This window comes from Nocardia cyriacigeorgica (assembly GCF_005863245.1).
Classification (GTDB): Bacteria; Actinomycetota; Actinomycetes; order Mycobacteriales; family Mycobacteriaceae; genus Nocardia; species Nocardia cyriacigeorgica_C.
The window spans coordinates 419,082-440,195 of record NZ_VBUT01000006.1; the positions used below are offsets into that span (position 1 = coordinate 419,082).

Annotated in this window: 22 protein-coding genes; 12 read left to right on the top strand and 10 right to left on the bottom strand. The window is 68.8% G+C overall.

Annotation, left to right across the window (positions count from 1 at the left end):
• Nucleotides 1-7: 7 nt before the first annotated feature.
• Complete coding sequence (locus tag FEK34_RS17930; protein WP_138448929.1) at nucleotides 8-802, bottom strand: acyl-[acyl-carrier-protein] thioesterase; 795 nt, start codon at nucleotides 800-802, stop codon at nucleotides 8-10.
• A 61-nt stretch (nucleotides 803-863) separates the two neighbouring features.
• The gene (locus FEK34_RS17935) at nucleotides 864-1,910 is read right to left on the bottom strand and encodes an FAD-dependent oxidoreductase (RefSeq protein ID WP_171048269.1); all 1,047 of its coding nucleotides are present in this window, start codon (nucleotides 1,908-1,910) and stop codon (nucleotides 864-866) included.
• A 367-nt stretch (nucleotides 1,911-2,277) separates the two neighbouring features.
• Between FEK34_RS17935 and FEK34_RS17940 the strand changes: the two genes are divergently transcribed.
• The gene (locus tag FEK34_RS17940; protein WP_138448931.1) at nucleotides 2,278-2,817 is read left to right on the top strand and encodes a VOC family protein; all 540 of its coding nucleotides are present in this window, start codon (nucleotides 2,278-2,280) and stop codon (nucleotides 2,815-2,817) included.
• 13 nt (nucleotides 2,818-2,830) lie between these two features.
• Here FEK34_RS17940 and FEK34_RS17945 read toward each other — a convergent pair whose 3' ends face one another.
• Both FEK34_RS17945 and FEK34_RS17950 read right to left on the bottom strand, forming a co-directional pair.
• A complete protein-coding gene (locus tag FEK34_RS17945; protein ID WP_138448932.1) occupies nucleotides 2,831-5,290 on the bottom strand; it encodes a serine/threonine-protein kinase in 2,460 nt (819 codons plus the stop codon).
• Nucleotides 5,291-5,470: 180 nt separating this feature from the next.
• On the bottom strand, nucleotides 5,471-5,749 hold the full coding sequence (locus tag FEK34_RS17950; protein WP_138448933.1) for a hypothetical protein: 279 nt from the start codon (nucleotides 5,747-5,749) through the stop codon (nucleotides 5,471-5,473).
• A gap of 432 nt (nucleotides 5,750-6,181) precedes the next feature.
• On the opposite strand from FEK34_RS17950, the gene FEK34_RS17960 reads away from it, so the two are divergent.
• Together FEK34_RS17960 and FEK34_RS17965 are read left to right on the top strand one after the other, a co-directional pair.
• Nucleotides 6,182-7,063 carry a helix-turn-helix domain-containing protein gene (locus tag FEK34_RS17960; RefSeq protein WP_138448935.1) on the top strand — a complete coding sequence of 294 codons (882 nt, stop codon included), beginning with the start codon at nucleotides 6,182-6,184 and terminating at the stop codon, nucleotides 7,061-7,063.
• Complete coding sequence (locus FEK34_RS17965) at nucleotides 7,060-7,266, top strand: DUF397 domain-containing protein (RefSeq protein ID WP_138448937.1); 207 nt, start codon at nucleotides 7,060-7,062, stop codon at nucleotides 7,264-7,266. Before FEK34_RS17960 ends, FEK34_RS17965 begins: the two co-directional genes overlap by 4 nt.
• Here the strand turns inward: FEK34_RS17965 and FEK34_RS17970 are convergent.
• A complete protein-coding gene (locus FEK34_RS17970) occupies nucleotides 7,228-8,325 on the bottom strand; it encodes a hypothetical protein (protein ID WP_138448939.1) in 1,098 nt (365 codons plus the stop codon). The genes FEK34_RS17965 and FEK34_RS17970 overlap by 39 nt on opposite strands.
• 124 nt (nucleotides 8,326-8,449) lie before the next feature.
• On the opposite strand from FEK34_RS17970, the gene FEK34_RS17975 reads away from it, so the two are divergent.
• On the top strand, nucleotides 8,450-9,067 hold the full coding sequence (locus tag FEK34_RS17975) for a TetR/AcrR family transcriptional regulator (RefSeq protein WP_138448941.1): 618 nt from the start codon (nucleotides 8,450-8,452) through the stop codon (nucleotides 9,065-9,067).
• Nucleotides 9,068-9,404: 337 nt separating this feature from the next.
• Complete coding sequence (gntA, locus tag FEK34_RS17980; RefSeq protein WP_138448943.1) at nucleotides 9,405-10,097, top strand: guanitoxin biosynthesis heme-dependent pre-guanitoxin N-hydroxylase GntA; 693 nt, start codon at nucleotides 9,405-9,407, stop codon at nucleotides 10,095-10,097.
• Between the two features lie 36 nt (nucleotides 10,098-10,133).
• On the opposite strand, the gene FEK34_RS17985 is transcribed toward gntA, so the two are convergent.
• The 4 genes from FEK34_RS17985 to FEK34_RS18000 form a co-directional block, all read right to left on the bottom strand.
• Nucleotides 10,134-11,261: a PucR family transcriptional regulator gene (locus tag FEK34_RS17985; RefSeq protein WP_138448945.1), complete on the bottom strand. Its 1,128-nt coding sequence runs from the start codon at nucleotides 11,259-11,261 to the stop codon at nucleotides 10,134-10,136.
• A 67-nt stretch (nucleotides 11,262-11,328) separates the two neighbouring features.
• A complete protein-coding gene (locus tag FEK34_RS17990; protein ID WP_138448947.1) occupies nucleotides 11,329-13,614 on the bottom strand; it encodes an ATP-binding protein in 2,286 nt (761 codons plus the stop codon).
• A gap of 150 nt (nucleotides 13,615-13,764) precedes the next feature.
• Entirely contained in the window at nucleotides 13,765-14,448 is a 684-nt protein-coding gene (locus FEK34_RS17995) for a cutinase family protein (RefSeq protein ID WP_138448949.1), read from the bottom strand.
• Between the two features lie 164 nt (nucleotides 14,449-14,612).
• A complete protein-coding gene (locus tag FEK34_RS18000; protein ID WP_138448950.1) occupies nucleotides 14,613-15,509 on the bottom strand; it encodes an SGNH/GDSL hydrolase family protein in 897 nt (298 codons plus the stop codon).
• A 99-nt stretch (nucleotides 15,510-15,608) separates the two neighbouring features.
• On the opposite strand from FEK34_RS18000, the gene FEK34_RS18005 reads away from it, so the two are divergent.
• The 6 genes from FEK34_RS18005 (at nucleotide 15,609) to FEK34_RS18030 (ending at nucleotide 19,543) form a co-directional block, all read left to right on the top strand.
• A complete protein-coding gene (locus FEK34_RS18005) occupies nucleotides 15,609-16,208 on the top strand; it encodes a TetR/AcrR family transcriptional regulator (protein WP_138448952.1) in 600 nt (199 codons plus the stop codon).
• A 216-nt stretch (nucleotides 16,209-16,424) separates the two neighbouring features.
• On the top strand, nucleotides 16,425-17,657 hold the full coding sequence (locus tag FEK34_RS18010) for a lytic transglycosylase domain-containing protein (RefSeq protein ID WP_432760960.1): 1,233 nt from the start codon (nucleotides 16,425-16,427) through the stop codon (nucleotides 17,655-17,657).
• Between the two features lie 10 nt (nucleotides 17,658-17,667).
• Nucleotides 17,668-17,922, top strand: coding sequence for a hypothetical protein (locus tag FEK34_RS18015; RefSeq protein ID WP_138448955.1), 255 nt, complete (start codon nucleotides 17,668-17,670; stop codon nucleotides 17,920-17,922).
• A gap of 66 nt (nucleotides 17,923-17,988) precedes the next feature.
• On the top strand, nucleotides 17,989-18,525 hold the full coding sequence (locus FEK34_RS18020) for an oxygenase MpaB family protein (protein WP_171048270.1): 537 nt from the start codon (nucleotides 17,989-17,991) through the stop codon (nucleotides 18,523-18,525).
• Nucleotides 18,526-18,788: 263 nt separating this feature from the next.
• Nucleotides 18,789-19,181, top strand: coding sequence for a phosphopantetheine adenylyltransferase (locus FEK34_RS18025; RefSeq protein ID WP_138448959.1), 393 nt, complete (start codon nucleotides 18,789-18,791; stop codon nucleotides 19,179-19,181).
• Nucleotides 19,178-19,543 (top strand): DUF4345 family protein, encoded by a 366-nt coding sequence (locus tag FEK34_RS18030; RefSeq protein WP_138448961.1) that lies wholly within the window; start codon nucleotides 19,178-19,180, stop codon nucleotides 19,541-19,543. Before FEK34_RS18025 ends, FEK34_RS18030 begins: the two co-directional genes overlap by 4 nt.
• Here the strand turns inward: FEK34_RS18030 and FEK34_RS18035 are convergent, their stop codons facing one another.
• Complete coding sequence (locus FEK34_RS18035; protein WP_138448963.1) at nucleotides 19,544-19,996, bottom strand: MaoC family dehydratase; 453 nt, start codon at nucleotides 19,994-19,996, stop codon at nucleotides 19,544-19,546.
• A gap of 426 nt (nucleotides 19,997-20,422) precedes the next feature.
• Here FEK34_RS18035 and FEK34_RS18040 point away from each other — a divergent pair, with 426 nt between their 5' ends.
• Nucleotides 20,423-21,112, top strand: a complete 690-nt coding sequence (locus FEK34_RS18040) for a hypothetical protein (RefSeq protein WP_212748776.1) — start codon at nucleotides 20,423-20,425, stop codon at nucleotides 21,110-21,112.
• Nucleotides 21,113-21,114 lie beyond the last annotated feature (2 nt).

The following is a 21,114-nucleotide window of genomic DNA, read 5'->3' on the forward strand; positions in this document are numbered from 1 at the left end:
CTCGGCGTTACCGCGCCGGGGACGCCGGCGGAACGCGCTCGACGCGCGCCAGAGTCCGTGCGCTGCCGTCGACTTCGAGCTGCACATGCAGCCCGTCGGCGCTCTGCCACGAGCGGATGAGCACCTCGTCGCCGGCCATGACAGGACCGGCGTGTTCGAGGATCACCCGGTACGGCGGGGCGGGGGCGTCGGGGAAGCGGGCGAGGGCCTCTTCGACCGCTTCCCAATGCACCGCATTGTTGACGTGGCCGTAGCGGTCCACGTCGGTCACCCGCAGCGGGAACGGCCGCAGGTCCGGGTCGACGCCGGTGGATTCCTCGAGCGCGGGACGCCAGCGCAGCCGGTGCTGATCAGTGGCGGCGAGCATCGGCGCCATGAAGCGGTCGGTCATCCGGGCCGGGCGCCCGGCCTCGATATCGACGTGGATGAGAAACATCTCGGTCTCGATCAGGCCGCCGTGCTCGCTGCGGACCTGGATGCGCATATTGCACCACCGGTTCGACAGCGCCGAGGGCCAGCGCCGCAGATGCACCCGGTCGCCGAATTCGATGGGTTCCAGCACGTCGATGACGGTGCGCCGCACGATCCAGCCCGGATGCAGATCGCCGTCCTCCACCACCTGGAGATGGTCGTAGCCGATGTCCTGCAGATAGCGCGCGACGGCGTCGAGGCGTAGCCGCTCCTGCCCGTCGGTGTCGCCGAGGCGCACCGGCCAATGCTCATGGAACGCCCGGTTCAAGTCCGGGCACGGTGTCAGAGGAAATGCGATCTCGGCCAGCCGGTCGGCGGTGGCGGTGCTCATACGGCTCCTTTCGCAGGTCACGGGCCAGCGTAGTGACCGTTGGGGGACACAGTGGGCCAACCTAGCGCGACACACTTGCGCGGCGGCGCATCGCCAGCCGGCGGTCTTCGATGATTGTTTTGCGGCGCAAGGCCATTGCCTCGGCAGGGGAGGCGCCGGTGGTGAGTGCGCGGTAGACGGCGTGCGCGTCTTCGAGCGCGTCGCGGGCGCCCACACCGGCGGCTGGGGTGATGGCGTGGTCGGCGTCGCCGATGAGCACAACCGGCAGGCCGGGCTCGGCGGCGTCGTCGAGGGGGACGTTGCGGGCATTGCTCACGTGCACCGCCTCGGTGCGTTCGAGCAACGGCCGCACCAGTTCGGTGATCGACGGCGTCGCGGCCAGGACCGTGGCGGACCATTCGTCCATCGGCCGCAACCCGAGGTCGTCGGGCCCGTCCAACGGTTCGCGGGCGATCCGGATGAACCAGTGCGCGGGCTGTCCGGGCCGCCAGATGTGGCCGAAGGTGCTCGCGGCCGCGCCCGCCGCATCGAGTTCGGCGAAGAAGTGCAGGATCTGCGGGTCGCTAGGCGCTCCGGCGGGGCCGGTGGTCATGCCGTACAGCACGACGTCGCCGGCGTAGACCGCCGCGCGCGCGGGTTCCAGGCCGGCCCGCACTACCGAGTCGATGCCGTCGGCGCCGATGACCACATCGTCGATCGTGCTCGCCGATCCGTCGCTGTGCTGGATCCGGCAACTCCCGGCGTCGACGGCGACCCCGGTGACCCTGCTTTCGTAACGCACGTCCGCGCTCGAACTACCGAGGAAGTCCGCGAGCACGTCCATCAGTGATGACCGCAGCCAAAACCGGTGCCCGCGAATCATTCTCGACTGCCGCCCCGCACTGTCGACGTATTCGAGCGCATCGACCGGAATGGAGGCCGCATCGACGGCCGCGTCATCGACTCCGAGTTCCCGCATCGCCGAATGCCCGCGTTCGTCGATGAACAGAAACGCGCCACCGGAGCCGTTGCCACGCTGCTGCTCGAACACCGTCACCGGCATATTCGCGCGGGCGAGCGCCCCACCGAGCGCAGCTCCCGCAATCCCGCCGCCGATAATCGTGACCACACGCATCTCCCACCCGATAGGGGATCGAACCCGACAGCGAACAGGCTAGGCGGACCGCGGCCGACACGCCCGGGTCCGGACAAAACGTGGGGCCGACGGCCGGGGCCCGAGCGAAACCCGCGGCGGGAACGCATCGAATGGTGCTACGCGGTCGCGCGCTCGGATTCGCCGGGGATTGTTCGCCCTGTCCGAGAGCATGGGGGTACAGCCGCGGAATCAGCTGGTCTACGAAGCCGCAGCGATAACGGAGTTGGGTCCCGATCTCCGGGACGCGAAGGACAGCGGTGCGCGTGACCGGGGGAGTATGGAAGGAGATGATTCCGCGCGTCACCGGCGTGGCGGAGGTGGCGAGGTGAGGAGTAGGGGCATGCGGGGCATCAACCACGTCGTGCTGTACGTGTCGGACCTGGAACGCAGTCTCGCTTTCTACGAGGACGTTCTCGGCTTCCAGCGGCTGCCGATGGGGTTTCCCGGTGGCGCGTTCCTGCGGCATGCGGGGTCCGCCAACGATCACGACCTGGGCTTGTTCCAGGCTCGGAGCCCGGCGGCGCCGCCGCCCGGGTCGGTCGGGCTGTATCACGTGGCGTGGGAGGTCGACACCTTGGCCGAGCTCGCCGCCATGCGGTCCACGTTGGCGCGGGCGTCGGCGCTCACCGGCTCCGGTGATCACGGTTCGACCAAGGCGCTCTACGGCCGCGACCCGGACGGCATCGAGTTCGAGGTGTGCTGGTTGGTGCCCGATGCGCGGGTCGAGGAGGCTTTGCGTCCCGGTGCCGCGTTGACCGGGCCGCTCGACATCGAAGCCGAGATCGAGCGGTACGGGGCGAACACGCCGGGTGGGCCGCGCACCGATCCGGCGGTGTGGGCTCGCATCGCCGAACGTGATGCGGCGCAGGGGCGTTCCTGAACAGCACCGCTGCTCAGAACAACCGCAGATTTCCCAGATAGATTTTGCCGCCGACCGCGACAGCCATGTGCTCACTGGTGATTTCCCAGACCTGCCCCTCGCTGTCCCACACCTCGAGCCGGTTGCCCGAGGAGCCGTAGTCGCGGGCGATGGCGATGCGGGTGCCGTCGGTGCCGAGAATGGTGCAGTCGTCGGGCGAGGCGGCGCTGATCGCGTATTCACCGGAGTACGCGTCCACTATCCGGCTCATCTCGTAGGTAGTGATCAGGGTGCCGACGCCGCGGAACAGCAGGCGTTCGGGCTGCTTGTCGTCGGCGCTGTAGGACTGCTGCTCCCACAGCACGATCCCATTGCGCGGGCTCACACCGGCGTAGGTCGTTTTGTTGCCGTCGGTTTTGATCACGATCGGCACGGAGGTCTCCGCCGTACCGCCCTCGGTGGGGTACGGGCGTTCGCTCGGCCGCCATCCCGACGGCAGGTCGGCGGTCTTGGTGCCGTTGCGGTCGTAGATCCCGCGAGTTTCGCCGTCGTCGAGAACGAAGCCGTCGATGAAGACGTTCCAGGTGTCGCGATCCAACGGTTCGACGGTCTCGCGCCGCAGGATCTCGGCGCCGTCCTCGAGCCGGACCACGCGAAACTCCCACTTCGACAACGGGTTCGACGCGTCGGGACCCGACGTGATGAAGGCGAGACCGACCAGGCCGAAGAGTTCGATCCCGTGCCGGGCATCGCCCGACGGTGTGGTCGCGTCGATATCGGTCCCGCTGAGCGGGGCGAGTTCGCGCCCGTCCCGGCCCAGCACACGCAGCTGCGGGGAGCGGGGTCGATCGGGCCCGTCGAGGAAGACGAATCGGTCACCGGCGGCGGTCAGGCCGAGCACATCGCCGCGCGCGGGCAGCATCGTGACGATGGTGCTCGTCGCGACATCGGCCACCATGACGGCGCCGGTCCTGCCGGATAGTTCGCAGGCCACCGCCGAATGATCGGTGCTCACCACGCAGGTGCGCAGGCTTCGATCGCCGGTGTCGACCGGAATGGGTGCGGTGCCGTCGACGAGCTGTCCGGTGTTCGCGTCCACGATCTCGAGGTACTCGGTCCGGTCCGCACTGCCCACCCGGACCGTGCGGGCGAACAGGACGATATCGGAATCCCCGCCGAGCGCCTGCACGTCCAGTGTTCGCGCGCCTGGCGGACCGGTGACCTCCGGCAACGCCCACACCGGTTGGTCCGGCCGCGTGTCGAGCGCGGGCAGAACCGGCGTCACGGGACGGCGTGGCAGCCGCGCGGCTTCCTCGGCGCCGGCAGTGCTGCGTTGATAGGCCTGAATACCCAGCGCCGCGCCGATCGCCACGATGATCGCGAGAAGGACACCGCCGAACACCAGCGGTACCCGGGTGCGGCGCGGGCTCGCGCCGATCGGCGCGGGATGGACTGGGCGCCCCGGATGGGCGGGCGAACTGTGATGCGCGGGCGGACTGGAATGTCCCGGCGAACCCGGATGCCCGGCCGAATCCAGAGGGGTCGGCGAACTGGGATGCCCCGACGAACCGGGATGCCCGGCCGAACCCGAGGGGCCGGCGCCCGGATTGACAACCGTGGGCGCGAGGCGATCGGCCGGCGAGACCGGCACGTGCGGCGCCGCCAACGACAGCGCGTGCCCGAGCGCTGCGGCGAACTCTTTGCTCGTCGCGAACCGCTCCTGCGGGCTCTTCGCCATGGCCCGCGCGAACACCGCATCCACCTGCGGCGCGAGATCGGGCCGCCGTTCGCGCACAGTCGGCACCGGCTGCTGGGCGTGCGCCATGATGACCGCGACCGGACTGGTACCGGTGAACGGCTGCGCGCCGGTGAGCAGGTGGAAGGCGGTCGCGGCCAGCGCGTACTGGTCCGAGCGCGGTTCCACCGGCAGGCCCTGCATCTGTTCGGGCGAGGCGTAGGCGATGGTGCCGATGGTCATCCCGGTGCCGGTCAGATCGGAGCTCTCCGGCCCCATGCGGGCGATCCCGAAATCGGTGAGCAGGAAATGCCCGGTCCGCGCGAGCAGGATGTTCGCCGGTTTCACATCCCGATGCACCAGCCCGCGCGCACCCGCGTAGTCGAGCGCGTCGGCCACCTCCGTGATCGCCCGCGCCACCTCGCTGTTCGGCAATCCTCCCGGCGAGGAGGCCAGCAGCGCCGACACATCCACGCCGTCGATCAGCGCCAACGAGATCCACAACCGCCCGTCGAATTCACCACGGTCGTGCACGCTCACGATCCCCGGATGCGACAGCGAGGCCGCGAGATCGGCCTCGCGCTCGAACCGGCGCCGATACGACTCGTCCCGGGTGAACTGCGCGCCGAGCACCTTGATCGCATCCGAACGCGGCAACCGCGGATGCCGGGCGACATACACCTCGCCCATGCCGCCCACCCCGAGCAGGCGTTCGATCGTGTATCCGGCGAACACCGACCCCGGCTCCAATGCCCCCACCGCTGGTTCCCTCCGCTATGCGATCCGTGAAACGATCACACCGTATACCGGGGGAGTAGGCAATGCCGCGGGTTGCTGAAAGGCCGCCGTGCGGATTCTCGCGCGGGCGGTACCCCGATTCGCTAGCTGCCGATCGGCGTCGACTGCCGGACCGAGGACCGTCCGGCAGTGCTGCCAGCGCTAATTCAATGCATTCAGATCCACCAGCGTGGCGAAGATGGTGGCACCGTGTTCGGTGCCCTCCGCACCCGACAGGATCGAATCGAGCAGCGGCGCGTTGGCCAGCATGCCCGCGCCGTAGTGGCCGGTGCTTCTGGCGCTGGATATCACGGCGTAGATGACCGAGGCGTACACCTTCGCGCGGGGGACCGCGAGGTCGGTCATGGTGTCGAGGCGGGCGTCGACGGCTTCGATCACCTCGCGAAGGACGTCGATTTCGATCTCGCGCAATCGGTCCACAGCTAGTACCCGAACTTCATACGATTCGACGGCGACATGCGATTGTGTTGCACAAGTAGGGTTTTCGCTTGCGCTTTGATGGCGCACACGGTGATGGGGCAGTCGATGTGCTCCTGCATCACCCGGTGTGCGAGTTCGACGCTCATGGTGAGGACCGCATTGTGGCGAAAAGGGGGAAGGGCGTTCATAATCGGGGGCACCTCCGGTCTCGTCAACGGTTGGTGTGCTCCGAGAGCCGAAGTCCGATTGGGGCGGACCCTGCCCGGCGCTCAGGAGCTGAGCTCAGTAGACACGCCGCGCCACAGCTTTGGAATGTCCATCGTCGGGTTTTTTGCGCCGAGACAACCAATTTCTGCGGTGGGCCGATCACAACCACGTGCTCCATGGCGAGGCGTTCCATAATTCGAACAATCCGATAGCGAGGCTAACGAGATGGCAGCGGGGTCGACACTCCCACAACGGGCGGCCGGGCGGGAACTGCGCAGGTTGCGAATGCGAGCGGGTAAGAGCCAGACAGCGGCGGGCAAGGTCATCGAGGTCTCGCCGCAGACCATCGGGAGGATGGAGGACGGGCTACCGACGAAGCTGTCGCGGGTGTACGTCAACGCGCTGTGCGATGAGTACGAGGCGAGTGCAGCGGAGCGTGAGCGGCTGCTGACGTTGGCGGCGGAAGTCGAGGAGGCGAAGAAGGCTGGGAATGGTTGGTGGAGGAGTTATCCGGTTGAGCCGAAGTTCGATCATTACCTCGCACTGGAGGACGCGGCGGTGAGGCTCACGACTTACGAACCGACCCTGCTGCCGGGCCTATTGCAGACGCACGAATACCGAAGGGACATCATCTGGGTCGCCTACCCCCAGCTCCCAACCGCGGAGGTTGAGCGTCGGATCGAACTCGCTACCCGACGGCAGGCAAAGCTGGACGAGGAAGGCTTCGAGATGGAAGTGGTGCTGTCCGAGGCTGTACTGCGCCACCGGGTCGGCGGACCGATGATCATGGCCCGACAGCTGCGTCACCTCGCCGACATCGGACACCGACCGAACATCTCGATCCGTGTGATCCCGCTGAGCGCTAATGGCCACATCGGCCTCCAGGTTGGCTCATTCGTGCTGTTCGAGTTCCCGCCGCTGCCATCCTCGCGCATGATTGAGCCGCCGGTGGTCTACGTGGAAGTCCACGCCGGGCACCTGTACTTGGAGCAGTCGGCTGAAATCCGGCGGTATCGGGGAGCCATGGACAGGCTGAAGCATGTAGCGTTGGACGAAGTAGCAACCAGGTCGCTGTTCCTGGAGATAGCAAAGGAGTTCGAGGCGTGAGCGTTGATCTTTCCGGTGCCCGATGGTTCAAGAGCAGCCGGTCGGCGGACGCGAACGCGTGCGTGGAAATCGCCCATCTCGATGGCGGCTTGGTCGGCGTCCGTGACTCCAAGAATCCGAGCGGCCCAGCCTTGGTGTTCACCCCGTCGGAGTGGGACGCATTCCTATCCGGCGCCACGGACGGCGAGTTCGACCGCCGCTGATCGCGGCTCGGCGATAGCTGCGGTTCGGCGGCGGCGACGGGCGAATACGATGCCTATGCCGACGTGGAAGCTGATGCTGACCAGCAGGATCACCGACAGCAGTTTGGCGAGTGCGGTGGTGGCCGCGAACAGCGTCAGTAGCTGGCTCGCGATCACCAGCGGGATATTGGCGTAGCCGAAACCTGTATGGAAGCGCCGCAACCGGCTGCCTTTGGGTGGCAGGCCGTAGAGGGCGATGCCGAGCTGGGCGTGGATGACGAGCAGGATCTGATATCCGGCCTCTGCGAGGGCGACGATGGTGTAGTCCGACGCCGGGGTGCTCGTCAGCACCGTCGTCGCGACCAGCGGGGGGAACGCGATCCAGCCGAGAGTCCTGGTTACCCGGGCGATCCGGGCCCCGGGCAGCGGCGCGGCCTCCGGAGTGCGGCGCAACCACTGCGCCGTGCTCACGAGTCCGGCGCTGAGAACGAGTTCGCCGAGATTGGCCAGAAACGGCGATCCCGAGGACGCGGCGACCGTCATCACCGAGGCGGCAACGAGCAGCGGCAGGTAGCGGCGCCGCACCCACAAACTGATCCCGACCACGAGGACGAACAGTCCGGTGAGGACAACCGGCAGCGCCTCGGCATCCGGTGCGGGGACGTTCGCGTATCGCAGTGTCCCCGCCCAGGATTCGGGCCGCAGCGACAGCCCGATGACATCGTTGACTACGCCGACGGCGATCGCGCACCCGGTCAGCACCCACGTCGTGAGAATCGCCGGCCGCGTCCGTGCCCAACTCACCCCGGCCCGCTCGGCCGCAGCCCGCGCCCACGAAATCAGCAGCGGCGCGAGGACCGCATGGACCGCGAACCGCGGCACACTCATCAGCTCGAGCAACTCGCCCGCCCCGATCACCCGCCCCGCCCCGATGACCGCGTTGTCGTAGACCAGCGCCAGGCACAACAGCAACGGGATGATCAGCAGCCCGTTGCCGTCGCTTCGCAGCCGCCGCACACACAGCCAAGCCAACGCGAGGTGGCCTGCGGCGAGCAGTCCGAACAGCATCGAGACGGTCATCAAGCTCTTCTTTCGTCGGCGCGATCCCCGCGCGACACGGGTGATTTCGCGACCGACGATAATATGACGACACGGTGTCACAAAATCCGGCCCGATACGCTGGCCGTGACGGAGGGAGGTTGCGTTGCCGAAGATCACCGGCTCCTCGGTGGCCGAGCATCGCGCGGACGTCGAGGCGCGCCTGGTCGGCGCATTCGGTGAGCTGCTCGCCGAACGCGGCTACGAGCAGGTGACCTTGCGCGATGTGGCCGAACGCGCCCAGGTATCGCGCACCGTGATCTACAACTATCACCGCGACAAGACCGCGCTACTGCTCGCATGGTCACGCCACCAGGTGCAGCACTACATGCGGCTCCTCGACCGCGAACTGGCGGCCAGCGACGATCCCCGCGAGCACCTGCGCATCCTCGTCGTCACCGTGCTCGCCGAATTCGCCCTGTCGTCGTCGAGCGCGCAGAGCCTGGCGGCGGCCTTGCCGCCCGAGCCCCGCGCCGTCCTCCTGGATCACGTCACCCCGATCCGGGACCGGCTGCGCGAGATACTCGCCCGCGGCATGGACCGCGGTGTCTTCCGCGTCGATCAGGACCCGGACGCCACCGCCGACATGATCTTGGCCTGCATGGAAACACAGCGGCTGCGCCTGGCCGGTGGCGCCGAACTATCCGCCGCGGTCCGTCAGGTCTTGCCGTTCATCACGTGCGGCGTCGCGGGCGACCAGAACATCGCCGCGTCCGGCGCGTGATCGGTCCCCCTGCTCGATGACGCACACGCCCGTGACGCGCCAGCTCGCCCGCGTTCCCTCGGTCCGCGCGCTCGCGCACGCCGCCGGGGCGGAAGCGGAAAGCCGCCTCGCCCGTGGTTGCGACACCGGCGGTGTGATTCCGACCATCCTCGCGTGCGAGTTTCCGGCTCCGTAGCAGGCAACCCCTGACGTGCACCGATCGGCTCGATTCGCGCACCCGGGCCCTCGCCTGACAGGATGCGCAGCGCAGTGCGGTCGAGGTGGGTGCATTCGCCACGTGGAAACGATGATCTACCCCCTCGGCTGAGGGACACGTGGTTGGAAAGGAACACCGGGATTGACGACGGACGCGCGGGCTGAGCTGGAGGCTTTTCTGCTCGGAGACCGGTTCGCCTGTCTGGCGGGCCGCTCGGCCTGGCGGCAGGGTGGCATCACCCACCGCCACTACGACGTGATGGGTGGCGAGGAATCGGCGCGGTTGATGGCCCTGGATCTGGCCGAGTTCGTCGGCGCCGCCGACTGGAACGCCCGCAAGTTCACCAGCTTCATCGCCACGTTCGAACAGCCGCGCGGCGTGGACGAGCTGCGTTTCGAAGAGCTGCTGTGGCAGCACCTGCAACTGCTGCACGAAGCCGACGCCGACAAGTACGCCTGGGCGCCCGGTTACTCCTCGGACCCGCAGTCCGGCGAGTTCGGCTACAGCGTCGCCGGCCACCCGTTCTTCGTGATCGGCCTGCACGAAACCCATCGCCGTTACGGCCGCCGCCCACCGTTCCCGACGCTGGCGTTCAACTCCCACGAGCAGTTCGGCCGGATCAAGGCCGCGGGTATGTGGGACCGCCTGGCGGAGAAGATCCGCAAACAGGACATCGCGTTGCAGGGCGACATCAACCCGAACCTGCTCGAATACGAGAAGCTCTCCGAAGCCCGCCGCTACTCCGGCCGCCCCAAACCCGCCGACTGGCAGTGCCCGTTCAGCGCCCGCCCCGCCGCCCACGACCGCGAACTCGCGGGCGCACAAGGCAGCTGACCAGGCCGACGCTGTGGCGGACGCGGCGGCCCGTTCTCACGCCGCGCCCGCGAACCCCTTCTCATAACTGTGCGCGACGAACGCACTGCGCAAATACCACAATCCGTCCGCCCGGCCGAGGTCGAGCCCGGTGAGCTGGGCGATCCGTCTGAGCCGGTAGTCGACGGTATTGGCGTGCACATGCAGGCGGCGCGCGGTCACGGTGCGGCTCATGTCGTTGGCGAGATGGCAGCGCAGGGTCTCGAGGAGTTCGGGGTGATCATCGAGCGGTGCGAGCAGTCGTCCCAGATGCTCGCGGCCCGGGCCGGGGCGGGTGAGCTGGTATTCGAGTACGAGGTCGGTGAAACGGTGCACGCCACTGGGTAATCCGAGCCGCTGCACCACATCGAGGGTGCCGTGGGCGCGCTCGGCGGCTTCGGGGATCCCGGCCACCGGGGCGACGACGGACGCGGCGGTGAGCGGCACGCCCGCTGCTCGGGACAGTTCGGCGATCACCGCATCGGCCGACAGCGCGCTCGCCGGTACGAGCATGGTGCCACCGTCCACCGAGAGCACCGCGAGGACGCGACCGGCGTACCGGACGGCCAGTTCCGCGCGCACCCGGCGTAGTGCGCCGCGCGTGACGGTGCGGCTGTCCAGGCCCGGCCTCCTCGCATCGGGATGCGGTGGAATGGCCAGCGCCAGCACGTCGTATTCGCCGTCCGGTTCGATGCCGCATTGCCGCGCCTGCGTGGCGGTGGCGGTGCCCGCGAGCAGCGCCGACGCCAGCGTTTCCTCCGGTGACGAGTGCGTGAGCGCGCGCAGCTGATGGACGTACGCGGCGGAGATCGCGGACGTCAGCAGATCGAGCGCGCGAACCGTGGCCGAGGTGCGGTCGAGCAGCTGCGCGGGCGGCGGCGCGTCGTGCGCGGTGGCGAGCGCGTCGCGGACCGCTTTGTGCACCGTCTGCAAGACCGTCTCGAGCGGAACGCCCGCACCGGCCGCGGCCGCCGCCGCATGTTCGACCCAGCTCAGCTCCGCGCCGAGGTCCAGGGCTTCGAGATCTGCCCGGGCGATGCGTGCGCACTGTGCCGCGATCGCCGGGAGCTCGTACCGCCACGCGGCCGGCTCGGGTGCCTGCTCGGCCGGTCGCGGCAGCAGCCCGACCGATGGTGACTCGTGCACGTGCGCCTCCCTACTGCTGTGGAAGGTTCAGCGTGCCCGGGCAGCGCACCGCCGGACATCGTCGAAATTACGCATTCATGGCTACGTATCCGGCGTTCGCGGTGAACCAGGCCGCGATCTGCGCCCGATTGGCGACCTCGAGTTTGGTGAGGATGTGCTGGACGTGAGTGTCGGCGGTGCGCACCGCGATCACCAGGCGTTCGGCGATCTCGCGGTTGGTCGCGCCCTGGGCGATCAGCTCGGCGACCTGCATCTCCCGTGGGGTGAGCGGGCATTCGCGGGCGGACACGGCCGGGGATTCGTCGTCGAGCGCATAGCGCCGGGCATGGTCCGGGCTCATGGCATAGCCGCACTGGTAAGCCGTGTCGAACCGGGCGGACCCGAGCGCCTGCTGCGCCTGCTGCCAGAACATCCGGTGCGGGACCGGCAACATGATGTCCGGGTCCGCGCCGAGCCGCTCCCACGCCGAGGCCGCCGCCCCGAACAGCGTGGCCGAACGGATGTGCTCCCCGCTCAGGCAGGCGATCCAGGCGAGTTCCTCGATGTGGTAGGCGTCGCCGAACTGACTGTCACGCCGCCGGGTGGAGGCCAGCGCGGTGCACGTCAGCGTGCGAGCGACATCGATCCTGCCTCTGCTGAGCTCGATCAACGCCAGGCTGAAGTACAAGACGTCGCGGTAGTAGGTGTCGCCGGCGGCAGTGCTCGCGGCGAGCGCGTCACCGATGACGGTGAGCGCGGTGTCGACATCCTTCGAGAACACCGACAACGCGAGAATATTGCGGGCCCCGATCGCACCCCGGCCGTCACCGTGCGCGTCGAAGACCTCGACCGCCGCCGCGGCCAAGGTCGCGGCCCGATCGTTGTCGAGCCGGATCTTGCAGCCTTGGGCGCGGATCATCATCACCTGCGCGGCCACGATCGGGTCGGCCGAGCGTGCCGCCTCCGCGTCCGCTGCGGCGAGCCGGACGTCGGCGTCGGCGAGGTCGCACAGCCAGGTCGCGTGCAGCGCCGACATCGCGAGGGCGAGGCCGCGATCGGGGTGATCGGGCGCGGCACCCGCTGCCGCACGATCCAGCCAGGTGCGGGCCTGCTTGCTCGCACCGCGCAACGTCCAGTACTCGGGTAGCCGGCACGCCATCGCGAGGGCGATATCGGCTTCGCCGGGAGTATCCAGCGACCAGTCCATGGCGGCGACGATGTCGGCATGATCGTCGCGTAACCGCCGGATCCAGGCCGATTGGTCCGGCCCGAACCAGCGGTCGTCGGCGGTGGCGATCAGGTGATGGAACCAGTCGCGGTGGCGGCGGGCCGCCGACTCGTAGCCGTCGTCGCCGGCGAGCAGCTCGGCCGCGTATTCGCGCAGCGGGCGCAGCATCCGGTACCGGACGATCGTGTCACCGTGGCGTTCGAGCAGCGATTTGTCCACCAGGCTGTCGACCACATCGATGACCGCGTCGGCGCCGATATCCGCACACACGTACTCGGCGGCTTCCAGATCGAAGGTTCCGGCGAAGATCGACAGCCGCCGCCAGATGGCACGTTCGGCCTCGGTGCACAGTGTGTAACTCCAGTCGACGGCGGCGCGGAGGGTGCGCTGACGTCCGGGGACCGTGCGGGCGCCGGGCGTGGACAGGGCCAGCTGCCCCGCCCAGCGTTCGAGAATCTGGCGAGGTGACAGCGATCGAACCCGTGCCGCGGCGAGTTCGATGGCCAGCGGCACACCGTCGGCGGCCCGGCACAGTCCCGCGACATCGGCGGCATTCTCGGCGGTGAGCGAGAAATCGGCGCGTGCGGCGGCGGCCCGGTCGAGGAACAAGCGCACCGCGTCGATCTCGCCCAGCGTGGCCGGTTCGAGGTCGGTGGCCGCCGGGATCGACAGCGGCGGCACCCGGAACACCTGCTCACCCGGCACCCCCAGGGGTTGCCTGCTGGTGGTGAGGACGGTCAGGCCCGGACACGCGGGCAGCAGCTCGGCGACCAGCGTCGCGCAGGGGAGCAGCAGATGCTCGCAGTTGTCGAGCACCAGCAGCGGTGGACGGCGGGCGAGCTGGGCGCGGATCCGATCGGTCGCCGATTCGCCGGAACGCAGCCGCACACCCAGCCGGTCCGCGATCGCCACCGCCGGATCATGCCCGGGACCGAGATCGCCGAGTTCGATGAAGACCATGCCGTCGGCTCCAGCGCGGGAGTGCTGCCCGGCCACCCGGCGCGCCAGGCGGGTCTTGCCGATACCGCCCGGACCCGTCAGCGAGACCAGCCGAGCCGAGCGCAGCAGCTCCGCGACGGCGGCCGACTCGTCGTGGCGGCCGACGTAGCTGCTCAGATCGGTGAGGTGGTCGCCACTGTGCCCCATCCGCCGTCCGCTCCCTACCCGCGCCGCAGCCGGCAGTGCGGGTCTGCGGACGCACCGCCTCGCCCAGGCGCGCAGCCTCTCGAGGTACGGCGATCCTACGTCGGCGGGGCGGGTGGCGGCCCGGGGTTCTCGGGAGCCGGTCGACAGCGGTCAGAGTCGCCCGGCGGCGAAATCGGCGGCTTCGCCGGCGAACCGGGTGTAGTGGAGGTGGACATTCCAGTTGCCGCCGCCGGGGTCGCACACCGGGTCGTCGTCGTTGCACACGTCATAGGTGCGCTCGGCGTATGTGCCGGTCACGGCTTTGCCGATTTCGCGAATCGGGTTGCCGAACAACAGCAATGCCGCGATCCTCGGCTCCACACTCGCGGGAAGTGTGGCCACGATCGGGCCGCCGACCTTCGCGCCCGCGCTGCTGATCCCGATCGAATTGGCGACGACGTTCGCGCCCTGCGAATAACCGACCAGCACGAACTTCTGCTCCGGGCATGCCGCCGCCTGAGCGACCACGTGGTCGACCAGGTCGCGGTTGCCGGCCTGGACCGACATCGGCTGAGTCAGGCTCGCGGGATAGTTCACCCGATACGCGGTGGTCGTCGCGGCGAGCGCGGCGTCTATCGCGTTGTAGACCGGATTGCCGACGACGGTGCCCAGGTGGTACTTGCTCCACGCCCCTCCGGGCTCGTTGGTGCCGCGAGCCGCCACCACATGGACCTCGGAGCACGTCGCGGCCGGTGCGGCACTCCCACCGCCGACCGCAGTGCCGGTGAGCGCGGTCGCTGCGAGCACTACCGCCGCACTCCGCTGCCATATCCGGCCGTTGCCGATGATTCGCATCCTCGCGCCTTTCTGTCCCGAATTCGGGAGGCGTCGGTGCCTCCGTCGCTGGAACGTAAGGCCCGAGGAGTCGGGCGGCTGCGCTGCACGGCACACACTGGACAACTCATGAACAGGATCGGCGCAACTTTTGTGCGCGCACCATTTACGCAGCAGATCAGGGTTTATCCGGCCACGGCTGCGACGACCTGCCTCGCGGTATTGGCATGCCCGGCGGCACTGGGGTGCAGCGGCGTGATCGAGTCGATGCCGGTGGGAATCGCGCCGACCATCCATCGCTGCTCGGGACCGGCGCAGGAATCGTGGCCCTGGGTCGACGCGTCGAGGCTGACGAAGGTGGCGTCGTGTTCGGCGGCTTCGTCAGCCATGGCCGCGTTGAGTTCGTCCAGTTTCGCCTGGAGGTAGGTGGCGTCCTGCGGCCAGATCGGTTGCACACCGGGGCAACCGCCCGGGCGGATGCCGATGGGATAACCGACCAGAACGATCTGAGCTCGCGGCGCGCGGCGGCGGATCTCCTCGATCACCGTGCCGTAGGTCGGGGCGAACGCCGCGATGTTCTCACTGATGAGATCCCGCCCGCCCGCGGTGTTGGTGGCGGCGCAGGAGGTGCCCGCCGGTTGCGGTAGCGGGTTGATGCACGAAGCAGCCAGTTGCACCAGGCCGATGTCGTTGCCGCCGATGCCGACCGTCACCAGGGTGGTGTCGGGGGTGATCGCATCGTATTGCGCCGCATGATCAGGCCCGAGGCCGGCCGGATCCGGTTGCGCGGCAGCCAGATCGGCGGAGACGGCGCCACCGCAGGTGACGTCGGTGAACCGGGCGGCGTCCAGCGCCTCGGCCACCAGGCTCGGATAGTTGACCGCCGAGCGACCGCAGATGCCCGACGAGTCCGGCGATAGGGGCAGGATCGCGAAGCCCGCCGAGAACGAATCGCCGAGTGCGACATAGACCGGATTCGCCCCGGCGTCCGGCTGCGCGTGCGCGACCACCGGCGTGAGAACGGCCAGGCAGGCGGAGGCGGCGAGAGCGAACGAGTAGCGGGGGAGGCTGGAACGGGCCATCGGGGTCGAATCCTTCAGTGGGGCACGGTGAGCGTGGGGCCACAGCATCGCGGCAAGCCACCAACCGGAGAGGTCTCTCCGGTTGGTACCGTAGTGTGCGTGCCATCACAACGTCGTGTCAATAGGGGGCCCGCCGCCGCTGCCCGCAACCGTGCGGCGATCCTGGCTGCCGCCCGGACCGTGCTGGCCGAAGACGGCATCGATGCCTCGCTGGCGAAAATCGCCCGCACCGCCGAGGTGGGATCGGGCAGTCTCTATCGCCACTTCCCGACCCGGGAAAGCCTCGCGATGGCTGTTTTCGCCGACCAGATCCACGAATTGGAAGAGCTGGGCGCTCGCTCCGAGTCGACGCTCGACGACGTCCTGGACCTGGTCATCGCGCAGCTGCCGGTCTCCGCTGCCCTGATCTCCAGCCTCACCCCGGCGCCCACTCTGTCGGCTACCGATCCCGATCCCGGCCTTTCCGCGATCGGTGATCGGCTCTCGGCCTTGCTTGCCGCCAAGCTCGCGACTCCTGAGACGCGAGGCACCATTCATCCCGACACCACGGCCGAGCAGCTGTTTCTGGCGATCGCCATGGTGGCCGCACTGCTCACCACAACCGCGCCCGCGTTGCGTCCGGCGGTTGCGGTGCAGTGCCGGGAGATTCTGCTCCGAGGGCTGCGTTACCGGTCCGTCGGCGACACCCCGACGTCGTGACGGCACCCGCCTGATCCGTTCGCCCGGCCTCCCGGTGCGCAGGCGAGATCGATCCGCGCCGACAACCCGACGTAAGTGAATGGCAATTCTTTGTCGAAATCCGTGACAAGAGCCACATTGCCATGATTATGTTAATGATGATTCTGGCACAGGGAACGTGGTTGTCGTCCCTCGGTGGTAACGACAGGGCGAGCGAGAATGGGTGATCGTATGCGGATGTCTGCTCCGGTGGCCGTCGCGGCGGTGCCGAGTTCGGCCGGCGGTGGTGAACGGCCCGTGCCCGTGGCGCAGCCGCCGAAGGCGGTGGCGGCGAGCCCGGGCGACGACGATCAGGCGCGCACAGTCGGGCTGTTGCCGGTTTCCGCGCCGCCGCCCAGAATGTTCAGATCGGTGGCACCGGCCGTCGCGGACACCGGCGGCGGGGACACGGTGCAGCGCTACGAGGTGGCGTTGCCGGTCTCGGACGGTGCGCTCGGAATCCCGGAGACGGTGCTCGCCGCCTACCGCAATGCCGAACTGGCGCTCGCCTCGTCCACTCCGGGGTGCGGGCTGACGTGGCATCTGCTGGCCGGGATCGGGCGGATCGAGTCGGGCCACGCCGCCGGTGGCCGGGTCGATGCCGCCGGGACGACAGCGCAGCCGATCTTCGGCCCCGCCCTCGACGGCTCCCTGCCGGGCAACGAGGTGATCCCCGCCGCGGGCGGCGGCTATGTCCGCGCGATCGGGCCGATGCAGTTCCTACCCGGAACATGGGACAAGTACGCGGCCGACGGCAACGGCGACGGCGCGGCCGACCCGCACAACATGTTCGACGCCACCCTGGCCGCCGGTCGCTATCTGTGCTCGGGCGGACTCGACCTGCGGGATCCGGTCCAGGAAACCCGTGCGGTGTTGCGCTACAACAACTCCCGCGCGTATGCCGCCGATGTGCTGAGCTGGTCGGCCGCCTACCGCAGCGGTGGTGTGCCCGCCCAGCCCACCTACGTACTGCCGCTGCCGATGTCGCCGGATCCCGTCACCTCACTGCCGACGGTCCAGGCCGCGGCAGGCCCCCGGCCACTGGAGCTGGAGCCGATGACGTCGGTCTCGGTCCCGCACCGGCCGACGCCGCCGCTGCTCACCGTTCCCGGCCTACCGCCGATCGACTGCGGCCTGCTCTGCGCCGGAGGTCCCGCGAACACCGAACCGCCGCCGCCCGCACCTCCGCTGCCCGGTGCACCTGATGAAGTGCCCGCGCCACCTGTCCCCGGTGACCCGGGTGCACCGCTCGCGCCCGAAGTTCCCGGCGAACCCGTCGCGCCGCCCGCGCCCACGGTCCCCGGCGAATATGCCGAACCGCCGGTGCAAGAACCCGAGCCCGCCCCGCCCGGACCTCCTGCGGCTGTCCGGGTTCCGAGCATGACGTTGCCGTTCGGCATCGTAGTACCGCTTCCGGCTCCGCCGACGTAGTGGGGTGAGCATGTCGTCGGGTACGCAGCACACATCGACCGCGGTGGGCGCTCCGCCGCGCGCGATCGCGATATCCGCGCCGCGCGAAGTGCTCGACTATTTCGGCAAGTGCCCGGCGTGCGGATATCCGGCGAACGCCATCGCACGCACCGTCACCTACAGCGACGGTTCGACGCGCGAACTCGCCACCGGCACCTGCGGTCTGCCCTGCGGATGGTCGGGGCCGGTGGAACTCACCACGATGACCGGTCCGCGGCATCGGTGAAACGACACACGCAGGCTCGGGCGCCCGGACCCGGGTGCCGCAACGTCGATCGGGAGGGACGCGGAAGTGTTCTTCCAGCACGCGACCTACGTCGACACGCTCGTCACCGCGATCGAGACCTTCATCCGGCCACTGTCGTCCGACGACCGCGAAGAACTGTATGCCGACTGCCGCGACTGGTACCGCCGCTACGGCATCTCGGCCCGCGCCCAACCCGACAGCTGGCCGGCCTTCGTCGACTACTTCGCCGAGGCGTGCGCCACCCAGCTACGGCCGAGCGTGCACTCCGACCTGCTGAAATCGCAAGTCCTGCGCCCGGATTCATGGCTTCCCTCGACACTGCCGGATTTCGCGGTCCGCTCACTGCTGCACCACCGAGCGGCCGAGTTGTTCGACGTGCATCCCAGCCCGGTCGACACCGCAGCGTTCCGCGTGTACGCCACCGCGGTGCGCGCGAGCATGCTGGTCGCGCCGCGCGCGGTCAAGTACCTTCCCGGCGCGCGGCTCGCCGCCAAGAACGACCAGACCTACATGGACACAACCGCAACCGCCCCCGCCGACGCACGCTCGAGCGACCATGCCCCCGGAGATCGAGCGCCATGACGTGATGGTCACGGCGCAGCAGCGCGCGGTGCCGGAACCGTTCATCACCGAGCGACCTGTTGAAGGGAGCTGGAGCGGGTGGACTACGCGCGCGAGCCGAACCGTCGCGCTCCGCCGCCACATCGGCCCTTGCCGGTGATCCACATCCTTGCGGGGAGACGAGGCCCCCCGGTGCTCGGTAGGCGCGATAACAGCAGGTTTTCGGAAGCGCCCGGTGATCGCGCAGGTCAGGCTTGGTGGTGACTTCGATACCGAGGAGAACGATGCCTGGACAGTTCTGCGGCCGGCTCATGTTGACCGCGGCCGCGATCCTGAACTTGCTTCCGGCCGTGGCGGTCGTATCCGTCGACCGTGCCGCCGGTGCCTACGGGCTCGATGCCGTCGACGGCGATCTTCGGCTCCTGCTGCGTCACCGCGGCATGCTGTTCGCGATCCTGGGTGCGGGCCTGCTGGTGGCGGTGTTCCGCCCGCGGCTGCGGACCGCCGCCATCACCGCGAACGCCGTCAGCATGGCGGGTTTCGTGGCGTTGCTTCCGTTCGAACAGCCGGTCGGGCCCGCCCTGCTGCGCGTGGCGAAGCTGGACGCGCTCGGACTGCTCGTGCTCGCGGGTGCGGTGGCCGCCTTCTGGAAGAAGGATAAGGAGGGTCTCGGATGAGATCGGTCGTGCTGGTCCTGTCCGCCGTATTCTTCGGCGGGATGGGGCTTTACGCGTTCGCGGCGCCCGCGCTGCTGGCTCGTCCGTTCCGCCTGGAGGTGAGTGCCCCGGAGAGCCGATACGAGATCCGGGCGGTCTACGGCGGCTTCGGAATCGCGATGGCGCTCGTGCTCGGCTGGTCGGCTGCGGGGGAGGGCGGCGCGCATTCCGGTGCGGCGTTGGCCGTCGGCATGGCGCTGGCGGGTATGGCGGTCGGCAGGGCGGTATCGCGGTTGCTGGACGCACCGACCGCGTTCTATCCGATCTGGTTCTACTGCCTGGTCGAAGCGGTGGGTGCCGGCGCGATCTTCGCTGTCGCGTGATCAGTCGACGATGAGCACGAGTGTTTCGGCCACGCAGGCCGGTTTGCTCGCACCGCCGTCCACCACGTACTTCGTGCTCACCAGGGCGCCCGCGGGCGATTCGGTGACGTCGGTGAGGGTGACGGACGCACGTAGTTCCGAGCCCGCCGGCACCGGCGCGGGGAACCGAACCTTGTTGACCCCGTAATTGATTCGCGCGGACCCGAACGCGAACGACACCAGCGAACGGCTGAATTCCGGCAGCAATGACAGGGTCAGATAACCGTGAGCGATAGTGGTGCCGTAGGGGCCGGCGGCCGCGCGTTCGGGATCGACATGAATCCATTGCAGGTCGCCGGTGGCCTCGGCGAAGGCGGTGATCCGCGCCTGATCCACCACGAGCGGCTCGCTGGGACCGATCTGCTCGCCCAGCGCGGCACGAACATCGTCGAGTGAGGTGAACACCTTGGTCACGTGGGGCTCCTGTCTGTCGGTGCTGTGCCCGCCGACGGTAGCCCCCGGCGTCTACGCGTGCCACCGCATCCATCGTCAGCGCTAACGCAAGAATCTCTGTCGTTAATTTCTGGAAACCCGTTGACTTCACCCCAGGGCCCGATGATGCTGTCTTAACGCAAGAACAAATAGCGTTAAGTGGCTCCAGCGTCCCGGTGGTCGTGAACGAGTCCGCGGCGAAAGGGATGGCAGATGCTGAACAGGAGAAACTTCATCATCGGTGCGACTGGGGCAACGGCTGCCCTCGCTTCGGCCGCCTATGCCGGCGCCGGGAACGGCTCCGCATCACCTGCACACACAGAACCGCGCGCCGGCCTCCGCACATTTCTCGATGGAGCGGAGGTCGACCCCGCCAGGGTCGTCGAATGGGAACGGAGACGGCTCTCGGTGGCCGCGGCGCGACTGCGCAGGGATTATGCGGGCGTGCTCGCGGGCGAGATCGACTCGCTCCTCAGGCGTTTCGCCATCGCCGTCGATGATCTGGAGGCCGCACGTTCGGCGCTGGCCAGAGCGCGCGTGCTGATCGGGCAGGACGGCCTCCGCGAGTTGCTCGCCCCCGAACTCGCGGCCACCGACACGGCCGCCCGGGCCGCAGTCGCTGCCTCGGCCGGGCGGTGGCAGTACTCGGTCGCCGAGATCGTGAGTGACCGGGGAAGCGCGGGCGGGTTCCTGGACTGGTTCGATCGAGCGCGCGTGAACGACGACCGCGCGGTGTGGACCGATGCCTGCCCGGATCACTACATCATCGCGACCTTGCCGGACGGTCGCCAGGAGGTCGTCGAAGTGACCGGCGGCGCGATGCTGGCCAGCCAATTCTTCGTCGACTACACCGACACGGCGAGGGTGATGGTGCCCGCCGATCCGGCCTACCCGCTGACTGTTGCCGGCGTCGCCTCCCTGACCGACGGTGTCGTCATCGGCGGTGTGCGCCACCAGTTCCGCGACGAACCAGGCGGTGGCTTCCGCGGCCGGTTCGCTGTCGCCTTCCCGGCCACGCTGCCGCGGATGCCGGTCGCCGAACATCAGTGGCATCTCGCCTGCGAATTCGGCAACTGGATCTCGGCCTATCTGCGCTGACC

Bases quoted from the DNA above. Each gene is read 5' to 3' on its own strand.
- FEK34_RS17960 (WP_138448935.1), top strand. From the start codon at position 6,182: ATGGCAGCGGGGTCGACACTCCCACAACGGGCGGCCGGGCGGGAACTG.
- FEK34_RS18015 (WP_138448955.1), top strand. From the start codon at position 17,668: ATGTCGTCGGGTACGCAGCACACATCGACCGCGGTGGGCGCTCCGCCG.
- FEK34_RS17970 (WP_138448939.1), bottom strand. From the start codon at position 8,325: ATGACCGTCTCGATGCTGTTCGGACTGCTCGCCGCAGGCCACCTCGCG.
- FEK34_RS17930 (WP_138448929.1), bottom strand. From the start codon at position 802: ATGAGCACCGCCACCGCCGACCGGCTGGCCGAGATCGCATTTCCTCTG.
- FEK34_RS17990 (WP_138448947.1), bottom strand. From the start codon at position 13,614: ATGGGGCACAGTGGCGACCACCTCACCGATCTGAGCAGCTACGTCGGC.
- FEK34_RS18025 (WP_138448959.1), top strand. From the start codon at position 18,789: ATGCCTGGACAGTTCTGCGGCCGGCTCATGTTGACCGCGGCCGCGATC.
- FEK34_RS17940 (WP_138448931.1), top strand. From the start codon at position 2,278: ATGCGGGGCATCAACCACGTCGTGCTGTACGTGTCGGACCTGGAACGC.
- FEK34_RS18010 (WP_432760960.1), top strand. From the start codon at position 16,425: ATGTCTGCTCCGGTGGCCGTCGCGGCGGTGCCGAGTTCGGCCGGCGGT.
- FEK34_RS18030 (WP_138448961.1), top strand. From the start codon at position 19,178: ATGAGATCGGTCGTGCTGGTCCTGTCCGCCGTATTCTTCGGCGGGATG.
- FEK34_RS17995 (WP_138448949.1), bottom strand. From the start codon at position 14,448: ATGCGAATCATCGGCAACGGCCGGATATGGCAGCGGAGTGCGGCGGTA.
- FEK34_RS18000 (WP_138448950.1), bottom strand. From the start codon at position 15,509: ATGGCCCGTTCCAGCCTCCCCCGCTACTCGTTCGCTCTCGCCGCCTCC.